18 protein-coding genes are annotated in these 18,643 nt (G+C 45.9%); 3 read left to right on the forward strand and 15 right to left on the reverse strand.

The window, feature by feature from the left end; genetic code table 11:
- The first annotated feature begins 388 nt into the window (after positions 1–388).
- Positions 389–1,177 carry a DUF2161 family putative PD-(D/E)XK-type phosphodiesterase gene (locus BN1234_RS06750; protein ID WP_054955902.1) on the forward strand — a complete coding sequence of 263 codons (789 nt, stop codon included), beginning with the start codon at positions 389–391 and terminating at the stop codon, positions 1,175–1,177.
- Between the two features lie 134 nt (positions 1,178–1,311).
- Here BN1234_RS06750 and BN1234_RS06755 read toward each other — a convergent pair whose 3' ends face one another.
- Positions 1,312–2,526, reverse strand: coding sequence for an aminotransferase-like domain-containing protein (locus tag BN1234_RS06755; protein ID WP_054955903.1), 1,215 nt, complete (start codon positions 2,524–2,526; stop codon positions 1,312–1,314).
- Between the two features lie 102 nt (positions 2,527–2,628).
- Entirely contained in the window at positions 2,629–3,285 is a 657-nt protein-coding gene (locus BN1234_RS06760; protein WP_054955904.1) for a response regulator transcription factor, read from the reverse strand.
- 371 nt (positions 3,286–3,656) lie between these two features.
- Here BN1234_RS06760 and BN1234_RS06765 point away from each other — a divergent pair, with 371 nt between their 5' ends.
- Positions 3,657–4,070: a hypothetical protein gene (locus tag BN1234_RS06765; RefSeq protein ID WP_054955905.1), complete on the forward strand. Its 414-nt coding sequence runs from the start codon at positions 3,657–3,659 to the stop codon at positions 4,068–4,070.
- Complete coding sequence (locus BN1234_RS06770; protein ID WP_054955906.1) at positions 4,067–5,146, forward strand: phosphodiester glycosidase family protein; 1,080 nt, start codon at positions 4,067–4,069, stop codon at positions 5,144–5,146. The genes BN1234_RS06765 and BN1234_RS06770 overlap by 4 nt, the downstream gene beginning before the upstream one ends.
- 292 nt (positions 5,147–5,438) lie before the next feature.
- On the opposite strand, the gene BN1234_RS06775 is transcribed toward BN1234_RS06770, so the two are convergent.
- The 13 genes from BN1234_RS06775 to BN1234_RS06835 all read right to left on the reverse strand — a co-directional run bounded on the left by BN1234_RS06775 (position 5,439) and on the right by BN1234_RS06835 (position 18,434).
- Positions 5,439–5,693, reverse strand: coding sequence for an AbrB/MazE/SpoVT family DNA-binding domain-containing protein (locus BN1234_RS06775; protein WP_054955907.1), 255 nt, complete (start codon positions 5,691–5,693; stop codon positions 5,439–5,441).
- A 197-nt stretch (positions 5,694–5,890) separates the two neighbouring features.
- Entirely contained in the window at positions 5,891–6,355 is a 465-nt protein-coding gene (trmL, locus tag BN1234_RS06780) for a tRNA (uridine(34)/cytosine(34)/5-carboxymethylaminomethyluridine(34)-2'-O)-methyltransferase TrmL (RefSeq protein WP_054955908.1), read from the reverse strand.
- Positions 6,356–6,552: 197 nt separating this feature from the next.
- Complete coding sequence (gene serC, locus BN1234_RS06785) at positions 6,553–7,641, reverse strand: 3-phosphoserine/phosphohydroxythreonine transaminase (RefSeq protein ID WP_054955909.1); 1,089 nt, start codon at positions 7,639–7,641, stop codon at positions 6,553–6,555.
- A gap of 195 nt (positions 7,642–7,836) precedes the next feature.
- Positions 7,837–9,261, reverse strand: a complete 1,425-nt coding sequence (gene glnA, locus BN1234_RS06790) for a type I glutamate--ammonia ligase (RefSeq protein ID WP_054955910.1) — start codon at positions 9,259–9,261, stop codon at positions 7,837–7,839.
- Between the two features lie 282 nt (positions 9,262–9,543).
- The gene (locus BN1234_RS06795) at positions 9,544–10,488 is read right to left on the reverse strand and encodes a 4-hydroxy-3-methylbut-2-enyl diphosphate reductase (RefSeq protein WP_054955951.1); all 945 of its coding nucleotides are present in this window, start codon (positions 10,486–10,488) and stop codon (positions 9,544–9,546) included.
- Between the two features lie 51 nt (positions 10,489–10,539).
- Positions 10,540–12,009: a sensor histidine kinase gene (locus tag BN1234_RS06800; protein WP_054955911.1), complete on the reverse strand. Its 1,470-nt coding sequence runs from the start codon at positions 12,007–12,009 to the stop codon at positions 10,540–10,542.
- 1 nt (position 12,010) lies between these two features.
- Positions 12,011–12,697, reverse strand: a complete 687-nt coding sequence (locus BN1234_RS06805; RefSeq protein WP_054955912.1) for a response regulator transcription factor — start codon at positions 12,695–12,697, stop codon at positions 12,011–12,013.
- Positions 12,698–12,822: 125 nt separating this feature from the next.
- Entirely contained in the window at positions 12,823–14,418 is a 1,596-nt protein-coding gene (locus BN1234_RS06810; RefSeq protein WP_054955913.1) for a S1C family serine protease, read from the reverse strand.
- A gap of 157 nt (positions 14,419–14,575) precedes the next feature.
- A complete protein-coding gene (locus tag BN1234_RS06815; RefSeq protein ID WP_054955914.1) occupies positions 14,576–15,226 on the reverse strand; it encodes a response regulator in 651 nt (216 codons plus the stop codon).
- 13 nt (positions 15,227–15,239) lie between these two features.
- Complete coding sequence (locus BN1234_RS06820; protein WP_054955915.1) at positions 15,240–16,331, reverse strand: sensor histidine kinase; 1,092 nt, start codon at positions 16,329–16,331, stop codon at positions 15,240–15,242.
- A gap of 5 nt (positions 16,332–16,336) precedes the next feature.
- Positions 16,337–17,299, reverse strand: a complete 963-nt coding sequence (liaF, locus tag BN1234_RS06825; protein ID WP_306455053.1) for a cell wall-active antibiotics response protein LiaF — start codon at positions 17,297–17,299, stop codon at positions 16,337–16,339.
- A gap of 204 nt (positions 17,300–17,503) precedes the next feature.
- Positions 17,504–17,704, reverse strand: a complete 201-nt coding sequence (locus tag BN1234_RS06830; protein WP_054955952.1) for a hypothetical protein — start codon at positions 17,702–17,704, stop codon at positions 17,504–17,506.
- Positions 17,705–17,816: 112 nt separating this feature from the next.
- A complete protein-coding gene (locus BN1234_RS06835) occupies positions 17,817–18,434 on the reverse strand; it encodes a 3D domain-containing protein (protein ID WP_245640112.1) in 618 nt (205 codons plus the stop codon).
- Between the last annotated feature and the right edge of the window lie 209 nt (positions 18,435–18,643).

Consider the following 18,643-nt stretch of genomic DNA (forward strand, 5'->3'; position numbering starts at 1 on the left):
ATGCGCAGTCATGGCGGGTGAAGTATCCTTCTTAATGATTTCTATATATTCCCTGAATGTGCCGCTCCATGCCAGACGGTCGCTCTCTGCCCGATACGATGCTATTCGTTCGAAAATATCCATACCGCTACCTCCTATGACTCGGTTATGAGGATTGGCTTTCATTCCACTCATGACGATTTACCATTAACCTACCGAAAAAGCGTATTACATACCTATGCGGCATTGCCGGATTAGTTGACCATATTTTCGAAGTTAAGAGCCTTCTTTTCCGCAATTATTCAAGCACTCCTCCAGATATGCGCACATTCGTTCCCGACATGTTATACTGATGAAATAATGCATCTAGGGATGATTCCTGATTCTGATCACAAAAGGAGAAATAGCCATGGCGATTAAACATGAAGCCGAGCTGTACGCTCCCTTGAAGGCTTTTTTTGGACTGCATGGATATGAGATCAAAGGTGAAGTACGAAGCTGCGATATGGTCGGCATGAAAGAAGGTTTAACGGACCCCCTTATTGTTGAAATGAAAAAAACATTTAACCTTGCACTGCTTCTGCAGGGATTGGAACGCCTTAAAATGAGCTCCCTTGTGTATCTGGCTGTTGAGAAGAGCCGTGTCAAAAAAGGGGCAGTCAACCAGCGATGGTCAGAACTAAGTAATCTGTGCCGAAAGCTTGGGCTTGGACTGATCACGGTAACTTTCTACAAGACGAAAGCTCCCTTTGTTGAGGTGCTGTGTGAGCCGTGTGAAGGAAATTATACGGGCCGCAGTGCACCGAGAAAACGTGAACGACTGCTCATGGAATTCCGGGAGCGCAGCGGAGACTATAATACAGGTGGTGTAACACGGGCCAAGCTGGTAACAGCGTACCGGGAAAAAGCCCTCCGAGTTGCTGCAGCATTACACCAGCTGAGCAGATCAGATTGCACAGCGGATCTTTCCATCACTGCGGTAGGCTCCCCTCCCAAACCCGGTGTCACTCCTGCTGCTATTCGGAACTTGAGTGGGGTTGGCAATGCGGCCTCCGTACTTCAACAAAATTACTATGGGTGGTTTACCCGTATCATGCGTGGACGATATCTTCTTACCGATGCCGGAGTTCAGGCTTTAGAGGAATACGCCTCCGTTCTTGAAAACTCCTCGCTCCCCGGCTATCAGCCTCACCTTTAACTCAAGTGATTATAATTATGATCTACTTATCTTCCCGCTGCCGTAAATATTGACAAAGAGGCTGACCTTTGGAATCCTTTAACATCATCCAAAAGGCCAGCCTCTATTTACATTACAACAATATGCTGCGTGCACTAGTTCCGGGCAGTAAACTCCATGATCGCTTCACTGATCAGATTCATTCCAAGGAGCAGCTCATCCCTGCCCGGATGCGTAAAGTTCAGGCGAATGCATTCACTCGCTTCATCTTCCGGCGAACACATCGAGCCAGGGAGAAAGCTAACCCCCTTCTGAACCGAGCATTTCAAAAGCGCATCCCCATTCAATCCTGCAGGAAGATGCACCCACAGGAACATCCCTCCTAAAGGAACATCATAATATGTATCCCTCCAGGCACTTCGTTTGAGCAGCTCAACCATCAATTTCAGCCTTGTGCTATACTCCCTGTTAAGCATCAACAGATGATCATCAAAATTGAAATGCTTAGACTCCAGCAAATGATGCAGCAGTCTCTGATTCAGCATACTGGACTGCCAATCCGCCATCTGCTTCACAGCAGCCATCATTTCGATAATCCTCCTGTTCCCTGCTGCCCATCCGGTACGAAGTGCAGGCGCAACCGTCTTACTGAACGAACCTACATACAGAACATGTTCTCCCTGATTCTCCTCTAGAGAAATTAAAGGCGGAAGCTGACCAGAGGAAGCTGCCCCTTGCGGAAAATACAAATCACCAACAGAGTCATCCTCCACGATCAAGACATGATGTTGCTTACACAGCCTGAGCACCTCCTGGCGGCGCTCCATGCTCCAGTAAACGCCTGTGGGATTGGTAAAGTTAGGAGCCGCCATGAGAAGCTTTGGTTGATGTGCTAAGATTAGCGACTCTAATGCGTCAGGCAAAATACCGCTGTTGTCTCCTTCTACCGGGATGATCCGGGCTCCCTGCAGCCTAAGCACTTGGAGCAAGCCTGGCGAAGTCGGATTTTCTACAAGAACCGAGTCCCCTGGTTCTACATAAACCCTGACAAACAAGTCCAGTGCCTGCTGCGTTCCTGTGGTGAGCAGAATTTGCTCTGGAGAGACCTTTAACTTTTTCCTGCGGCTCCAATCGCGACAGAGCCATTCTTTCAGTGGTTCATAACCCTCTGTATCCCCGTATTGCAATGAACGGCGATCAGCATTCAGTACAGATTCTGCTGCCTCAGCCAATGATGACAGAGGAAACAGCTCTTCTGCCGGAAGCTCTTCTGCCAGGGAAATAAAAGAATCCCGCTTCGCAAGTTCACTGAGACTGCGCAGCGGGGATGACATAAGGGTCTGTGCACGGGAAGCAAAGGAATACTGCACCCGATATCCCTCCCTTTATCCGTTATCATAACTTAAGAATATAACTAGCCAGCCTCTTAAAGGTATTCCTGGTTCTTAACCATTATAACTTAAGTTGAATAATCAAGCATACATTTGCCTTCCTTGGTGGCTGTAGAGGGCATATTTCTCAATCGCCTGGGCTCTGGTGTTAACACCGAGCTTGACGTAAATTTTGCGAAGATAGTTATCGATAGAACGGCGGCTTACTTCAATCTCCAGAGCTATTTTGTCATACGTAATCCCTTGTACAATCCGCTCCATGATAAAGGTCTCTGTCTCGGAAAGCGGCATTCCGCCCTCGTGCAGTCCGGAGGAAGCCAGCGGCCAAATCGCCTGCTTAACCCATTCGAGCGGCAGAGTAGTAACGCCTTCGCGAAGTCCTGCAATCATATGTATAAGCTGAAAAGGCGAAGCCTGTTTCGATAAAAGCCCGCTTGCTCCCCGATGGATTAAAGTTTGCAGTAAGGACAACCCGTCGTTATCTGTCATCACAATCACATGCGATTTGGGCGAGATTAGTTTCATTGGTTCTATTACGGTTTCAGCAGTCGCATCCGAAAGTCGATAGTCAAGCAACACGAGATCGGGCTGGATTTCTTCAACCAGTCTAACCCCTTCCTGAGCTGATGAGGTCATACCTAGTACAGTTAGTTCCTTCTCTTCCTCCAAGATCAATTTGGTTCCCAGCATACTCGTAGGGTGACTTCCTACAATAACTACTCGCCAAACCTGGTTCATGATTCTTAAACCCCCTGTTTCAACTAACAATAATAGAGTAAAGCATAGTCATTCTTATACGATAGGTGTATGTGACAACGCCGTAAGAAGTATTGTATAGCCGTTGTTATCCGCCATTTAGTCTCTAGCGTTTTCAATTTGGAAAATCGGTTAAGTAATGCTAGAGGCTTAGACCCGCGCACAATAACATGGCAAACGGCATAGATGTATCTCATTTATTCATTAAATCTATACAGATTGTATCCCACAAACGACGATATAACAATCTATTTTTGATGATTGCGATAATATTATTTCGTCTTTGCGTAATGAAATTTACCATGATAGAATGATTACTGGTAAAAATGATAGATATTTCAAGGAGGGATTAGATGCCAAGACTGGAGACAGATACAGCAAACACCTACCCTTCGCGGGAAGCATCTTCCCGTAAAGGCCCAAGAGCACGTTGGTTCTGGATGTTTTGGATCCTGTTTATCCTGCTGGGTGTCGCTGCAGCTTATTCATACAGCAATCATTTGCAAAAAGAAATCATAACCAAGCTTCAGCAGGATACTCAAAAAGAGATGGCCTCCCTAAAGGCCCAGTATGACAGCCGCTTCACAGAGCTGTCCCGGCAAATGGACGAAATGCAGAGTAAGGTGCAATCTTTCAATGAACTGCTTACATTCACGAAGGATCAAGCCAGTGGCAAGACGGATAACAGCAACAAGCTCTATAGTCAGTTGAACGAGGTAAAACAACAGCTTACCAAGCTGCAGAAAAAAATGGAGCTGCTGAAGTGAAGCCTTTAAGCAGAATGACTGCAAAGCAAGTTAACCGCTGGTTTATGCTTGCCATCGCTCCATTTATCGGAGCATTTCTCTGTATTGGGCTTTTATCAGAGCCGCCTCGTCTTCAACTGAATTCGTCGGATTATGCACCCGATTCAAATCTGTCAGAGGAAACCAGGATCATTCTGGAAGGAATGGATCAAGCCGCGGTTACGGTGGACAAGACCATCGCTTCAATTGAAAAAACGGGGAGATTGTATCAACAGTCAACAAAGGCAGTGAATGGTATTCTTCAAACAACGAAACAACAAGCTCTCGTGCCTGAGCGTATATACAACCGCAGAATTACAGCCAAACTGGGCACACCGAAAGAAAGAGTCGTCAGCGACCGGATTCAAATTGATCTCTTCAAAGTCAACCCGGGAATTTATCGCGGATATGCCATGAAGGTTAAGCTGAAAGACCCAAATGCGATGACGATGTCACTCGGAAGAGGAAAGCAAGGCTCCACTGAAACAACCTTGCAGGCGGTAAACCGATTAGGAGCCGTAGCCGGAATTAATGCAGGAGGATTTGCTGACGGTAACGGCGGCAGACATCCATTAAGCACTACATTTATCGACGGGCATTACGTTACCGGGTTTCAACCCAGCTTTAAAGATCTGGCGTTTGTGGGCCTTAACCATTCTGGCCAGTTAATCGGAGGGAAATTTCGCAATCGCCAAGAGCTGGACAGGCTTGATCCTAAATTCGGAGCTACCTTTGTCCCGGTGTTAATCAAGAATGGCAGGAAAGTGCCGATTCCGTCCAAATGGAAATCTACGCCCGCGAGGGCTCCCAGAACCGTTATTGCTAACTATAAAGATGATCAGCTGCTTGTGATCGTAACCGAAGGATATAATGAAAAAGGAAACTCTGGTGCCACACTGCAGGAGCTTCAAGACAAGTTATATCATCTTGGGGTAAAGGATGCGTATAATCTGGATGGCGGCGGGTCCTCTTCTCTTATTTTGAATGGAAGAGTAATAAATAAGCCTTCAGATGGACGGCTGCGTCCTGTTCCTACACACTTTTTATTTTTCAAATAACCATTTTTCGAATAAATCTATGACATCCCTCATAATAGTCATTTCTTTTTTCACAAAGGCTGGGTATAATAGGGAATAGCTTAGCAGGAGGTGGCCTCAATGTCTTTCTCATTAACTTTTTGGATCGTCACATTGGTTCTTGTCTTGTATTTGGTTGGAATTTTGACGGCCTCATATAACGAAGATAAAACCAAAGGCCTGTAAGACGGAGCTTCCTCATCTAGGGGAAGCTTCTTCTTTTGTCGTCTGATAACGAAAAAGCACCGCTTCAGCGGTGCTTTTTCGTGCATCGTTAGGCATGTCTAGGAATTTGATGCATATCGGACATGCACTGTGCGCATATATAACGTTCTTTAAACTCGCTAACCCCATCCATGGACCCGCAAAAGACACATTTCGGGCGGTAGCGTTCCAGAATGATATGGTCACCCTGTACCAGAATCTCTACAGGATCGCCCTCGTTCATTTGATATCTTTTACGAAGTGATTTGGGCAGGACAATTCTCCCCAGCTGATCCACTTTACGCACAACGCCAGCAGGTTTCATAACGATAGTACACCTCTCCGTTCAACAAGTAATGTTACACTATTCCCAGTCTCCTGATAAAATAGGCCTAGTAGAATAGTTCGATAAAAGGTTGTCGAATCCTGCTAGTTTTTAAGAAAATATTTGCTTTTTTACTTTTTTTGCTTAACCATGTAGGTAAAGCGACTGAGTAATTGCATTAAACAGTCTATTTTAGCCTATTCCATATTTGGAAAATCAAGCTGACGAAGTGCCTCGTACACAATAATTGCTGCAGAGTTAGAGAGATTCAAGGAACGAACTTTATCCGACATTGGCATACGAATACAATGATCAGGGTTCGCAGCCAGCAGTTCAGGCGGGAGGCCCTTCGTCTCCTTGCCAAACACAAGGAAATCTCCATCCTGGAAGGAAATATCTGAATATCGTTTCACCGATTTGGTGGAAGCATAGAAATAACGCCCTTCTGGATACTGAGCCTGTAACTCCTCAAACGAATCATGATACTCAATATGCACAGCGTACCAATAATCGAGACCCGCGCGTTTTAATGTCTTGTCATCCGTGTTAAAGCCAAGCGGCCGCACCAAGTGTAAATGGGCACCCGTAGCCGCACAAGTTCTAGCAATATTCCCCGTGTTCGCCGGTATTTCAGGCTCAACGAGTACAATGTGTAGTGCCATGTTGTAACAATCCACCTTTTTCATCTGTTTTCTTCTATTATAGCTTATACCTCTGATTTCTTTGCAGCAAGCTCAAAAAAAAGAAAAGGCCGGGATCAGAGACTCCCGCAGGGTCCTTCTTCGGCCTTCTTATCGATATAGGGGATTATTACCTTGTAGAAAAACTACTCGGGGATCGGCTCCTCTTCGATAGCAGATTATCCGTGAGTTTTCTTAAAATGATTCATAAAATCAACAAGTGCTTTGCAGCTTTCTAACGGAACCGCATTATAAATAGATGCACGCAAACCGCCAACACTACGGTGACCTTTCAGGCCTTCAAAGCCTTCTTGTACAGAAGCTTTTATAAACTCCTTTTCAAGCTCTTCCGATTCCATACGGAATGTAATGTTCATGTCCGAACGGCTTCCTGCATCGACACAGCCACGATAGAAGCCACCGCTATTGTCAATCGTATTGTAGATCAGAGCTGCTTTTTCACGGTTTTGCACTTGAATTCCTTCGAGTTCTCCGCGTTCCTCAATCCACTTGAGCACTTCGTTAATCATATATATACCAAAAGATGGAGGCGTATTATACAAAGAGTCATTGCTTGCATGTGTGCTGTAACGCAGCATGGTCGGGAGATGCTTTGGAGAGTTTGCGATCAGTTCTTCTTTTGCAATTACCACCGTCACACCAGACGGACCAAGGTTTTTCTGGGCCCCGGCATATATCATTCCGAATTGATCGACATCAATCGGACGACTTAAAATATCGCTGGACATGTCACATATTAGAGGGAGGGAACCCGTGTCTGGGAACTCTTTGAATTGAATTCCCCCGATTGTTTCATTCGAGGTCATATGAAGATATGCCGGGTTCTCTGATAAGGAGATGGCATCAAGATCAGGTAAAGACATAAAATGGTCTGCTTCAGATGAAGCCGCAATATGCGTATCACCAATCAACTGTGCTTCCTTTAAAGCCTTTTCCGCCCAGCTTCCGGTCATCACATAGTTAGCTTGCTGCCCTTGACCAAGGAAATTCATTGGAACCATAGCAAACTGCAAGCTTGCTCCCCCTTGAAGGAACAATACCTTATACCCTTTCGGGTTGCCAAGCAGAGCCAATAGACGCTCTTGCGTTTCCTTATGTACCGACTCGTAGATCGCCCCTCGGTGAGACATCTCCATGATGGACATGCCGCTCTCCCTAAATTCAACAAATTCCGATTGGGCCCGTTCCAGGACCTCCAGCGGCAATGCAGCTGGACCAGCGTTAAAGTTAAAAGCTCTCTTGTTCAAACGACTCTCCACCCTTTCTTTCTCTGCTTACTGAATATTATCGCATATCATAGCAACAATCGGGAAATGCGGCAAGTGCTTTTTTTCTCTATTTAAAGACACAAGGACCGCATTAAATATCATTTACACACAGTTTAAAGGAGTGCCCCGGGTCAATCGACCTTCAGAGACACTCCTTCATTCGCTTCATATAACTTAAAGATCATAGTAGAGTGAGAACTCGTGCGGATGCACCCGAATCGACACTGCTTTGGCTTCGCCGCGTTTTAATTCAATATAGTTATCGAGGAATTCCTTCGTGAACACGCCGCCCTCGGTCAGAAACTCATAATCAGCCTGCAGCGCATCCAGTGCTTCATCAAGCGTTCCAGGAACACTGCGAATCTCTTTCTTTTCGGAATCAGACAACTCATAAATATTCTTATCGAACGGTCCGTAACCAAGTGCCACAGGGTCAATCTTACGCTTGATTCCATCAAGGCCGGCCATCAGCATCGCTGAAAATGCAAGATACGGATTCGCTGTTGAGTCCGGTGTGCGGAACTCAATCCGGCAGCCTCTAGGTGTAACTGCAGCAACCGGAATTCGTACCGCAGCCGAACGGTTTCCTTTGGAGAATACCAGGTTAACAGGAGCTTCATATCCAGGGACCAGACGTTTAAAGGAGTTGGTACTCGGGTTCGTAAGTGCGATCAGAGCCGGAGCATGATAGAGGATACCACCGATATAATGCATTGCCATCTCGCTCAGATTAGCATATGCACCTTTCTCATAAAAGAGCGGGGTATCGCCATCACAGATGGATTGGTGAACATGCATCCCGCTTCCGTTATCTCCGAAAAGCGGCTTCGGCATAAATGTCGCCGTCTTGCCATATTGGCGTGCGGTATTGTGGACGATATATTTATAGACAAGCAGGTTATCCGCTGTTTTCTTCAGCGTATCGAAACGAAAGTTGATTTCTGCCTGGCCTGCCGTTGCAACTTCATGGTGATGGCGCTCTACACGAAGCCCTGCTTCACCCAGCAAGCGGCACATCTCGCTGCGAATATCCTGCTGTGTATCCACCGGTGCTACAGGTACGTATCCGCCTTTCACACCGATCTTAAATCCGAGGTTTCCGCCCTCTTCTTTACGATTCGTATTCCATGCCGCTTCCTCAGACTCTACAACATAACTTGAACTGTTCATCGTGCTTTCATAACGTACATCATCAAACAGAAAGAATTCTGACTCCGGTGCAAAAAAAGCCGCTGTTCCTATCCCGCTGTCCTGCAAAAACTGCTCTGCCCGTGCAGCAATGCTGCGTGGATCACGATCGTATGCTTCTCCATCCGGTGTATAGATATTGCTCATAATGTTCAGTGTAGGGTGTGCCGTAAATGGATCGATATAGCATGATTCCGGATCAGGCATCATGACCATGTCGGATTCTTCAATTCCCCGAAAGCCTGGAATGGACGAACCGTCAAAAGCTACTCCGTTTATAAATGTCTCTTCATCCACTGCTGATGCTGGTAGTGAAATATGGTGTACGCGCCCTGCCAAATCTACAAACCGAAAATCAATCCATTCAATGCTGTTTTCTTGAATTGTATGCAATACTCTCTCTACCGACATGTCTCTTCCTCCCAAATTCCGAACATTAACGGCATGTAACCCGTCGAACGTTCACACATTTTCCTGTTCTTTCCGTCATTATATTCTCATATGTTAGATAACGTCAATATCCATGTGAGGTATTTTGACTCAATTATGTTATATTATCTAACATAAATGTTCTTTTGTGCAAAAGAAGCAGTCCACACTACCGAAGCCCCTCCCTGTCAGAAGCTGAATGCAGAAAAAACCCGCGGCAGGGTATCGCCAGCGGGTTATGAATCAGAATATTAAGAATAATAACTACTTTTTCGCTCTTACTGGAGGAAGAAGCTTGCTCATATTAACGGTTCTCTTTATCTCCCATGTATCAGGCTGATCGTGTTCGTATTGCTCCAAATACGAAATCACTTCTTTCGTAATTGGCGTAGGCGTCGAAGCTCCTGATGTGACAGCCACCTTGTTGACCCCTTCAAGCCATTCCCGTTTCAGCTCGGTAATATCTCCGATCCGGTGGGCAGGTACACCCGCAATCTCTTCGGAAACCTGGGCAAGCCGGTTCGAGTTATTGCTGCGGGGGTCTCCAACAACGATGACCAGATCTGCCTGCCCAGCCTGTTCAGCTACTGCTTCCTGGCGGACTTGAGTGGCCAGACAAATTTCATTATGAATTTCTGCACCCGGAAATTTATCCAGGAGACGCTTCATGATATTTTTAATATCCCATTGACTCATCGTCGTCTGATTGGTGATGATAATCCGACCTGCTTGAACCCTCAGATCATCAATCTCTTCTTCCTTCTCGATCAGATGGACGTGGTCAGGAGCTACCCCGATAGCACCTTCCGGCTCGGGATGACCCTTCTTGCCGATATAGATCACTTCGTACCCGTCTGCAACTTTCTCACGGATAAGATCATGGGTCTTCGTTACATCCGGACAAGTGGCATCCAGTGTGGTCAGTCCCTTGTCGCGGGCCAGCTTGCGTACTTCAGGAGAAACGCCATGAGCTGTAAATATAACCGTCCCTTTATCAACCTGATTCAGAATTTCCATCCGGTTCGGTCCATCCAGCGTAATTATCCCTTCGTCTTCAAAAGACTGCGTAACATGACTGTTATGAACAATCATTCCTAATATATATATAGGCCGCGGAAGATCTAAATTGCTCGCTGCCTGCCGTGCCAGTACCATTGCGTCGACAACGCCGTAACAGTAGCCGCGCGGCGATATTTTGATCACTTCCATGGTCTTCACCTGCTTTCTGAGCATTAAATCACAATCTCTATCATTATAACCCTATTCGAGTGGAGGAGCAAAAATAACAGGCAGCCAGACGATAAACGTACTGCCTTCTCCGCGTTTCGTGACCACTTCAACCGAACCGTCATGAGCATCGATAATCCATTTGGCGATTGACAATCCAAGCCCTGTTCCCTCGGTGATTCCCCTGGACTGGTCAGCCCGGTAGAAGCGCTCAAAAATATGTGGAATTTCATCTTTCTCCATACCGATTCCTGTATCCGAGAAACGGATGCCGACCTGTCCTTTATACAGGATAACGTCCAACCGCACCTCGCCTTCAGGCGTGTATTTAAAGCCATTTTCTATGAAAATAAACAGCATCTGCTGTAAATAATCACGGTTTCCTACGACATACACTCCATTTAACGAACGCAGATCGCCAACATGCCATTCCGCTGTTCTTGGCAGGAAATTCGCCCGTCTTGTAACCTCTTCGATAAGCGGCTGCAGGGCTATAGGATCCTTCTCGAATGTTTGTCCCGTATCTGCCCGGGCCAGCGAGAGCATATCGGAGACCAGACGGCTCATCCGCTTCGCCTCATCCGATATATCACCTATAGCTTCGACGGACATTTCCCGCAGTGTTTCCTCATCCAGATCCGGTCGCTCCTCTGGTGGAGCAGTCCATATTTTTTGAAGTAAGTCCACATTCCCTCGAATTGTCGTGAGCGGAGTCCGCAGCTCGTGGGAAGCATCAGACACAAATCTTCGCTGTGCTGCATAGGCATCCTCAAGCTCTTTGTAGAACCCTTCCGTCCTCTCCATCATTCCGTTAAATGTTCCAATGAGCCTTCCAATCTCATCCTGCGGACCATCATACTCTATCCGTACACTAAGGTCGGTTCCCTTCTGGATCTGATTCGCGGCATCAGCGACCTTCTGAATCGGCTTCATCGATTTCCGAGCAAGGAACAGCCCGAGAGTGGATGCGATGATAAGCGTCGCGAGAGATCCCGAGATCAGAATGGACCGAAGTCTATTCAGCGTGTTCTCAGCTGTACCTGTATAGGTTCCTACTTGAATCCAGCCAACAACCTCATTCGTGAGCTCCTTAGTTACAAAGCCTTGATACACTAAGAACGGGTAACCTCCGACATTGAATTTCTTAAACCCGACATCCTTTGAAGCCTTTGCAAAATTTGGCTCCGGCACCTCAAATTTAAGCCCCCGGAGCTTCATATTGTCAGATCTCCAGGTCAACTGCGTGTAAAAGGTATAGATTTGAACATAGAAATCCGCATCTTCCATCCGCTGCTTAGAAAATTGGTCCGGAGCCACGCCTAAACTTCCATCCGCAGAAGCAACAAGGCGTGTATTGATTTTGTTATATTGCTGCAATATCTTTGATTCCAATTCATCATACGTATACCAATGCACGAAGCCATAGACCGCAATACTGAATACGAACAGCGTACTAATCAGAATACCTGAATACCAAGCTGTAAGCCGCCAACGTATCGACATGCTACTGATCTCCTCTTAGAATATATCCTGCACCCCGAATCGTCTGAATCAGCCTCTTCTCGCCCTGCTCCTCCGTTTTTTGACGCAGCATGGCGATATATACCTCAAGCACATTAGATTCTCCGCTATAGTCATAACCCCAAATTTTATCCATAATCAAATCGCGGGACAGCACCCGCTTCGGATTCATCATGAATAAATGCAGGAGTTCAAACTCTTTCGCAGTCAGCTCCAGTCTTCTTCCGTTTCTTGTAACTTCACGGGCATCGGTATCCATGACCAAATCCTCATAAGACAATTTCTGATTGCCTGTTTCTACCCCTGATTTACGTCTTAATAAGGCACGAACCCGGGCCAGCAGCTCCTCCAGAGCAAAAGGCTTAACCAAATAATCATCTGCTCCGGAATCCAGTCCCTTCACACGGTTCTCTATCTCATCTTTTGCGGTAAGCATCAACACGGGAACCTTGCTCCCGCCTTCTCTCAGCCTGCGCAGCGCTTCAAATCCGTCTACCTGAGGCATCATGACATCCAGAACTACCACATCAGGTTCCTCATTCAAAATCATTCTTAACCCTTCAGCCCCGTTCGAGGCTGTATGAACCTCATACCCTTCAAAAGCCAGGCCTCTTCGCAGCATGGAGGTGATTTTATCATCATCATCAACGATTAGAATACGGGATCGCATGTTGGCATCTCCTCTTATAATTATATGCTTTCTTGTACATCCTCATTATATCCGCGCCTCCAAGAACAGCACAAGCGGAAGGGAATCTCCCTTCCGCTTGTCTCTAGACTCCGTTAAAGAGGCTGTTAACGCTGCTGATCCAGATTGAATTCGTTCCGGTCACCAATCGTAATCGGCAGATCAAGCTTCTTGCCGTTTCGCACGACATTCAGTGTAATTTTATCGCCGACTTTCTTCGATTGGATAAATTCAATCAAATCCTGTGCTGTCGCATATTTCGTTCCATCGGCTCCTGTCACTATATCATATTGACGAAGATCCGCTTCATAAGCCGGAGAACGGAACACGACACTGTCAACAAAAGATCCTTCCGTTACGTCAGTGCCCAGCTGCTGGGATACTTGAGGTGTCAGGGTTCCAAGACTTGCACCGATAAATGGAACCGGCTCTTTCGGCACTTCTTTGTTATTCTTCAGGTAGTCCAATACCTCGCTGATCGTTTTAGAAGGAATAGCAAACCCAATTCCTTGCGCTTGCGCGCTTACGGCTACGTTCATGCCGATTACTTCACCCTTCAGATTGAGAAGCGGTCCGCCGGAGTTACCCGGGTTAATCGAAGCATCGGTTTGCAGAAGATGCTCGTAATTACGATCCTCTTCACCGTTTGTACCTTGAATATCAATCTCGCGTTCCTTCGAACTGAGGACACCAGCGGTTACGGTATGCTCAAATCCTTGAGGGTTACCAATAGCTACCAGCCATTCACCAACCTTCAGATCATCTGAATTACCAAGCTTTACAGCCGGGAATTCTCGATCTCCTTCGATTTTAAGTACAGCTAAATCAAGTTCATAACTCGAACCAAGCAATTTAGCCTCGTAAGGCTTCTTGTTATCCTGAAGCGTTACCTGAATGACATCCGCTCCATGCACTACGTGCTCGTTCGTAAGAATATAGCCTGATTTGTCAAAAATAAATCCAGATCCGATACCCGATGGCTGGAGCTGCGAGGATCCTTGACTGCTATCATTGTTATTGCTTCTATTCGACTGATCACCGAAGAAGTAACGGAACAAAGGATCATCCATATTCGATCCGTTCTGTCCATTGCTGCTGTTAACAAACGTTTTAATCAACGTCACTGCAGGACTTGCCTGATCTACTACTGATGCTACATCGCCTGGATTCGATGGAATTTGAGCTGAAGTCGTCTGGTTGGAATCCTGATCTTCCGTAGACGCAAGAGCTGATTTTACATCTCCAGCTTGTGCAGCTTGCGTAGTTGATGCCGTGTCCGGAGTAAATAAATTTGCCCGGTCTGCTGCAAACATGAGCCCGGTAATGACAAGCATACCTGCCAGGAAAGAGAGAAGCACCGTTTTGACTGAACTCCTAGGCTTCTTGCTATAGTTCCATTGTCTGTTCGAAGATTTATCCGGAAGAGAGCCGCCTCGGCTGCCTCCATCTCCTTGGCCTGATCCAGACATATAGGGAGATGGAACAGGCTTTACTGTTTTTGGAGCTGTAACTTCAACTTCCTGCGGTTCATTCCGTTTATAAGGATCTTGATCTTCACTGTGGTTTTCTTCATCACCAATAGACTTGAACGGTCCGTAAGAATAATAGTAAGAAGAGCTGTCTGAAGACGAATTTGGTTGTGGTCCAGGTTCATTCACCTGATCCTCATCTTTCTGACCAAAACGATTTCTCTGATCGTCCATGTCTTTACCTCCTATTAGATCACTTGGCTTACCAAGTGGTTTAATAAATTATCTGTTCTTATTGTGTACTATAAACCTTAATAGCACCTTAAAAACAATTTAAAGTAAGATAAAAACAGAGGAATCATATTTTCCCTTAAAAAGATTCTTGCGAAAATTACTCCGGCTTAACCCAGCCCTTTCTATGCGCAAATATGGCAAGCTGTGTTCGATCCTCCAGCTCGCATTTCATAAGCAGGTTACTGACATGTGTTTTGACTGTTTTTATGCTGATATGCAGCTCTTCTCCGATCTCTTTGTTGCTCTTCCCCTCAGCAATAAGCAGCAGAACTTCCTTTTCCCGTTCCGTAAGCCCCGATTGATCCCCCTGAACCATATGGTGCCGGATCCCCCGGGTCAGTGCCTCTGATACATCCTTCGTCATGACCGGCATCCCTCGAAAAGCACCCTGCAGCGCATATATAAGCTCATCTGCAGAAACGGTCTTGAGTACATAGCTGACCGCGCCCGCTTCAATACATTCAACCACCAGATTATCTTCAAGAAAGCTTGTAAGAATTACGATTTTCTGACCCGGGAATTCTGACATTACCGCTTTTGTCGTCTCAGCCCCGTTCATCACCGGCATCATCAGGTCCATCAGTATAAGGTCTGGTGCTTCCTTATGCCCTCTAAGATAATCGAGCACCTCCTGGCCGTTGGAAGCTTCTCCAATCACCTCAAAAGACGAATCCAAGGATAAATACGTTTTAAGTCCCATTCGGACCATATCGTGGTCATCAGCAAGCAGTATTCTTATTGCGCTCATTACGGCTCCCCCTCTATTCTTCCCCTAAAGATAGCTTATCTTCTGTTTCCTCACCAGCTGCAGTTGAATCAAACGGAACATCTTCATTCTCTGGATTCTCAAACAGCGGGATATGCACACGTACGGTTGTTCCAGCGCCTCGGCGGCTAATAATGTCGACCTGTCCGCCCAATTTCTCTGCACGTTCACGCATGGTAGATAAACCGTAAGATCCCTGTCTTGGCGTCATTTCATTGAAGCCCTGTCCATCATCACTTATACTCAGTACTACTCGTTTAGGCTCCTCATGCAGTGACATGCTTACAAGACTGGCTCTGGCATGCTTTACAATATTGGCTATTGCCTCTTGTATGATGAGAAAAAGCTGATGCTCAATCGCTTCGGACACGCCGTCGTACATCTCAACATCTTTTATACCTTTGAGCCCATTCTGACGGCAGTAATCAGGAAACCAACGTTCCAAAGCCTCTTCCAAAGTCTTGCCTTCAAGCTCAACCGGCCGCAGCTGGGCAATCAACGCTCTCATCTGCTTCTGTGCCGTATGTGACATCGAAATTAACTGCTCCAGCACTTTATCACCATGATCGGGATTTTTCTTCATCACACCCGGCAATGATGATGCTGACATATGTATAGCGAATAACTGCTGACTAACTGTGTCGTGCAAATCTCTGGCCATCCGTCTGCGTTCTTCCAGAACGGCAGCTTCCGCCGCGATTTCCTTCTCTATTACATCCTGTTCACCCAATCGCTGAAGCAGCTTCATCTTCTTCTCCAACGCTTCGGTCATCTCGTTAAATTCCGCATAGACCCGGGCAAAAGATGCGTCTTCAGCTGCCGGCATTCGAACGGTCAGATTTCCTTTAGCAACTTGAAGCATATTAAGGTGAAGCATATCCAGCGGTCTTTGTATACGTTGACCGGCAATGTACCCGGCAATCCCTGTAAACAGAACAATACCAACCGTGTAATATACCCACAGTCGGTTGTCCTGGATCTGAATGTAACCTGCCTCGTTCACGGCGCATAGAAATACAGCTACCGCCCCCCCGATCAGCAAGAAGTACAGCATGATCACCCATTTTGTGTTTTTTATAAAACTCATATATTCTACCCTACCTTGTTCACTTTAACATCGCCAATGAAAAGGCTGACGTTGATCCGAAGTTTTTTGCCGGCTTCTCTATAATGAGGATTCTCCACGTTGGCATTCGACATAAATCCGCTGCGTTTCTGGTCCAGAACCTTCATATCCCCGATAAACGAGCTCGTGGATACAGACACGCCCAGATCCGAATCGTTAGGAACGAACACCTTAACATCACCGATGAAAGAAGAAATGTTAATCTTAGTTTCACCATAAGGAATTTGGGCTTTCGTTAAATCCAGCACCGTATCTCCAATGAACTGTGAAATATTGGTCGGCTTTAATGTAAAGTAATCCGTTCCCATATGAACATCGCCTATAAATGCAGATTTATTTACGGTCTCGCCATGATCCCATTTGTCTTCCTTCCAATAATCTCCCCGGTCCCGGTAACGAGGTCCTTCTTCAGGAATTGGACCGGGAGCTGGTTTCGCTTCTTGATTCCCGTCCGTCTTCTTTCCAAAGGTCTGTTCAAACATCTCGTCGAGCGAAGACTCCAGATTGGGTGCTTCAGGTACTTCAGGCATACTTTCTACTCTGATATAGTCTTCACTATTTTGTTTTGGCGGATGAGGAGGCTGATGTTTTTTCGGACCAATCAACATCGTCAATCCAAACCCGATTAACAGTACAGGAATAGCATATTTAATCATCTCACCAAATGAAAAGTCGATCACATCCAGATTCCGGCCCAGGAAAAACAAACCAATAATCAAAGGTACACCAGAACTCCATATGGCACCCCTAATATCTGAACTGTTTATGAATCCCTGTAAGCCGACCCAGATAAGAATTACCGGCCAAAATGTAGAGATCAGATGCCCCAGACTGACATCAATGATGCCCATCTGATTTAATATGAAAAATACACCAATACCGATAAGTAAAAGCCCGCCAGACAGTTGATTCCATCCTCTTCGATTCATGTGCATCCCCTTACTTTCCATATTTCTTTATCATTTAATTACAGTGTACAACAAGAGACTCGTAACGAATAGCGGCGGCGGTATGAAACAGGTCTCAGTCTTGAGACTGAGTGGGTTGGATGAAACTGGTTTTTTGTTTATATAAAAAAGCCCCCGCATGGTTAGCGAAGGCTTTCGTTCATCTGGATTTCCAAAAGAGCCATCTTAACGATTCGCTCTCTTGTTTGTTGTGCTGCTTTCTTCTGCGAACTCAGCATCAAATTTTTCATTAGGTGTCTGGTAGCTCTCTCTTACTTTTTGAGAGCCCTTAGGGTTGCTGGCTATGCTGGTATCTTCAGCAAATTCAGCATTAAACTTTTCGTTAGGTGTTTGGTAATTTTCCTGCACCTTGTTTTTCTTAGCCACGGTGTTCACCTCCCTGTCCATCAATACCATCATCCTCTTCAGGGGAACGAACTGCTCCCCGAAGATTAGTATGCGAAGGACAGCTTGGCATTATTCTAGAGAAAGTGATGAATTAAATAGCCTCTTCCAGTACAGATGAAGGAAGGAAATGATAAGTCTCAATTGCTTCTCCCAGCTTATCAAGCATTTCCTCTGTGCACTTTCCGCTGCCTCGCTTGATCACCTGGACTTCCACTTCTTTTTTGCCCCATTCTGCATAAACCTGCTTGGTTGTAGCAAAGTAAAGATCGATCTTTTCCCCTTTTATAGCAGAACCCGTATCCGCCACGATACCGTACCCATACTCGGGAATATACAAAATGCTTCCAAGCGGAAACACCCGCGGATCAGCTGCAATGGTTGAAACCTTATTTTTATCCCGCTTCACCTTAACACCAGAGTATGTTATTCCATACTGCTTATGCCCAGGCTTTTTGCCGGTTGATTCATAACCTGCTGTATATCCGGTCGCTGTAACCCTTACGGTACGAAGAATCTGATCTTCCTTTGGAGCTAAGACAGGAATCGAGGAAACTCTTTTTTTCACAGGATCTCTAGAATCGAATTTGGATTCCGGCTGCTTTAAAATATAGTGATTGATATTCCCAAGGCCTACAGCACTAAAGGCGTAAAAGCTTGTCATCTCGACAAAATCGCTCGCTTCAAACACTTCATTTTCGGTTGCTCTCATATAGTCATGGGCTCCATAGGAATCCGGTGATATCGGTGTTACAATCGCTGCACTCACCTCAGGCACACCTATACTGGCTGCTAAAATCATGCACACAAAAAACCTCTGCCATGTTTTCCACTTGTTCATTTGACATTCCTCCCCTTAATAGCGAGGTTGCCCAACTCCCAGATGGTTTATACATCCCATGACAGAGGCTTTTTTTCATG

It is taken from the genome of Paenibacillus dakarensis (genome assembly GCF_001373415.1).
Classification (GTDB): Bacteria; Bacillota; Bacilli; order Paenibacillales; family Paenibacillaceae; genus Paenibacillus_AQ; species Paenibacillus_AQ dakarensis.

What these genes read in the sequence shown, in the direction of transcription:
- glnA (WP_054955910.1), bottom strand. Translation starts at nt 9,261, where the DNA reads ATGTCGGTAGAGAGAGTATTGCATACAATTCAAGAAAACAGCATTGAA.
- BN1234_RS06750 (WP_054955902.1), top strand. Translation starts at nt 389, where the DNA reads ATGGCGATTAAACATGAAGCCGAGCTGTACGCTCCCTTGAAGGCTTTT.
- BN1234_RS06815 (WP_054955914.1), bottom strand. Translation starts at nt 15,226, where the DNA reads ATGAGCGCAATAAGAATACTGCTTGCTGATGACCACGATATGGTCCGA.
- BN1234_RS06835 (WP_245640112.1), bottom strand. Translation starts at nt 18,434, where the DNA reads ATGAGAGCAACCGAAAATGAAGTGTTTGAAGCGAGCGATTTTGTCGAG.
- BN1234_RS06760 (WP_054955904.1), bottom strand. Translation starts at nt 3,285, where the DNA reads ATGAACCAGGTTTGGCGAGTAGTTATTGTAGGAAGTCACCCTACGAGT.
- BN1234_RS06820 (WP_054955915.1), bottom strand. Translation starts at nt 16,331, where the DNA reads ATGAGTTTTATAAAAAACACAAAATGGGTGATCATGCTGTACTTCTTG.
- BN1234_RS06795 (WP_054955951.1), bottom strand. Translation starts at nt 10,488, where the DNA reads ATGGAAGTGATCAAAATATCGCCGCGCGGCTACTGTTACGGCGTTGTC.
- BN1234_RS06775 (WP_054955907.1), bottom strand. Translation starts at nt 5,693, where the DNA reads ATGAAACCTGCTGGCGTTGTGCGTAAAGTGGATCAGCTGGGGAGAATT.
- BN1234_RS06800 (WP_054955911.1), bottom strand. Translation starts at nt 12,009, where the DNA reads ATGTCGATACGTTGGCGGCTTACAGCTTGGTATTCAGGTATTCTGATT.
- BN1234_RS06805 (WP_054955912.1), bottom strand. Translation starts at nt 12,697, where the DNA reads ATGCGATCCCGTATTCTAATCGTTGATGATGATGATAAAATCACCTCC.
- liaF (WP_306455053.1), bottom strand. Translation starts at nt 17,299, where the DNA reads ATGAATCGAAGAGGATGGAATCAACTGTCTGGCGGGCTTTTACTTATC.
- BN1234_RS06810 (WP_054955913.1), bottom strand. Translation starts at nt 14,418, where the DNA reads ATGGACGATCAGAGAAATCGTTTTGGTCAGAAAGATGAGGATCAGGTG.
- BN1234_RS06765 (WP_054955905.1), top strand. Translation starts at nt 3,657, where the DNA reads ATGCCAAGACTGGAGACAGATACAGCAAACACCTACCCTTCGCGGGAA.
- trmL (WP_054955908.1), bottom strand. Translation starts at nt 6,355, where the DNA reads ATGGCACTACACATTGTACTCGTTGAGCCTGAAATACCGGCGAACACG.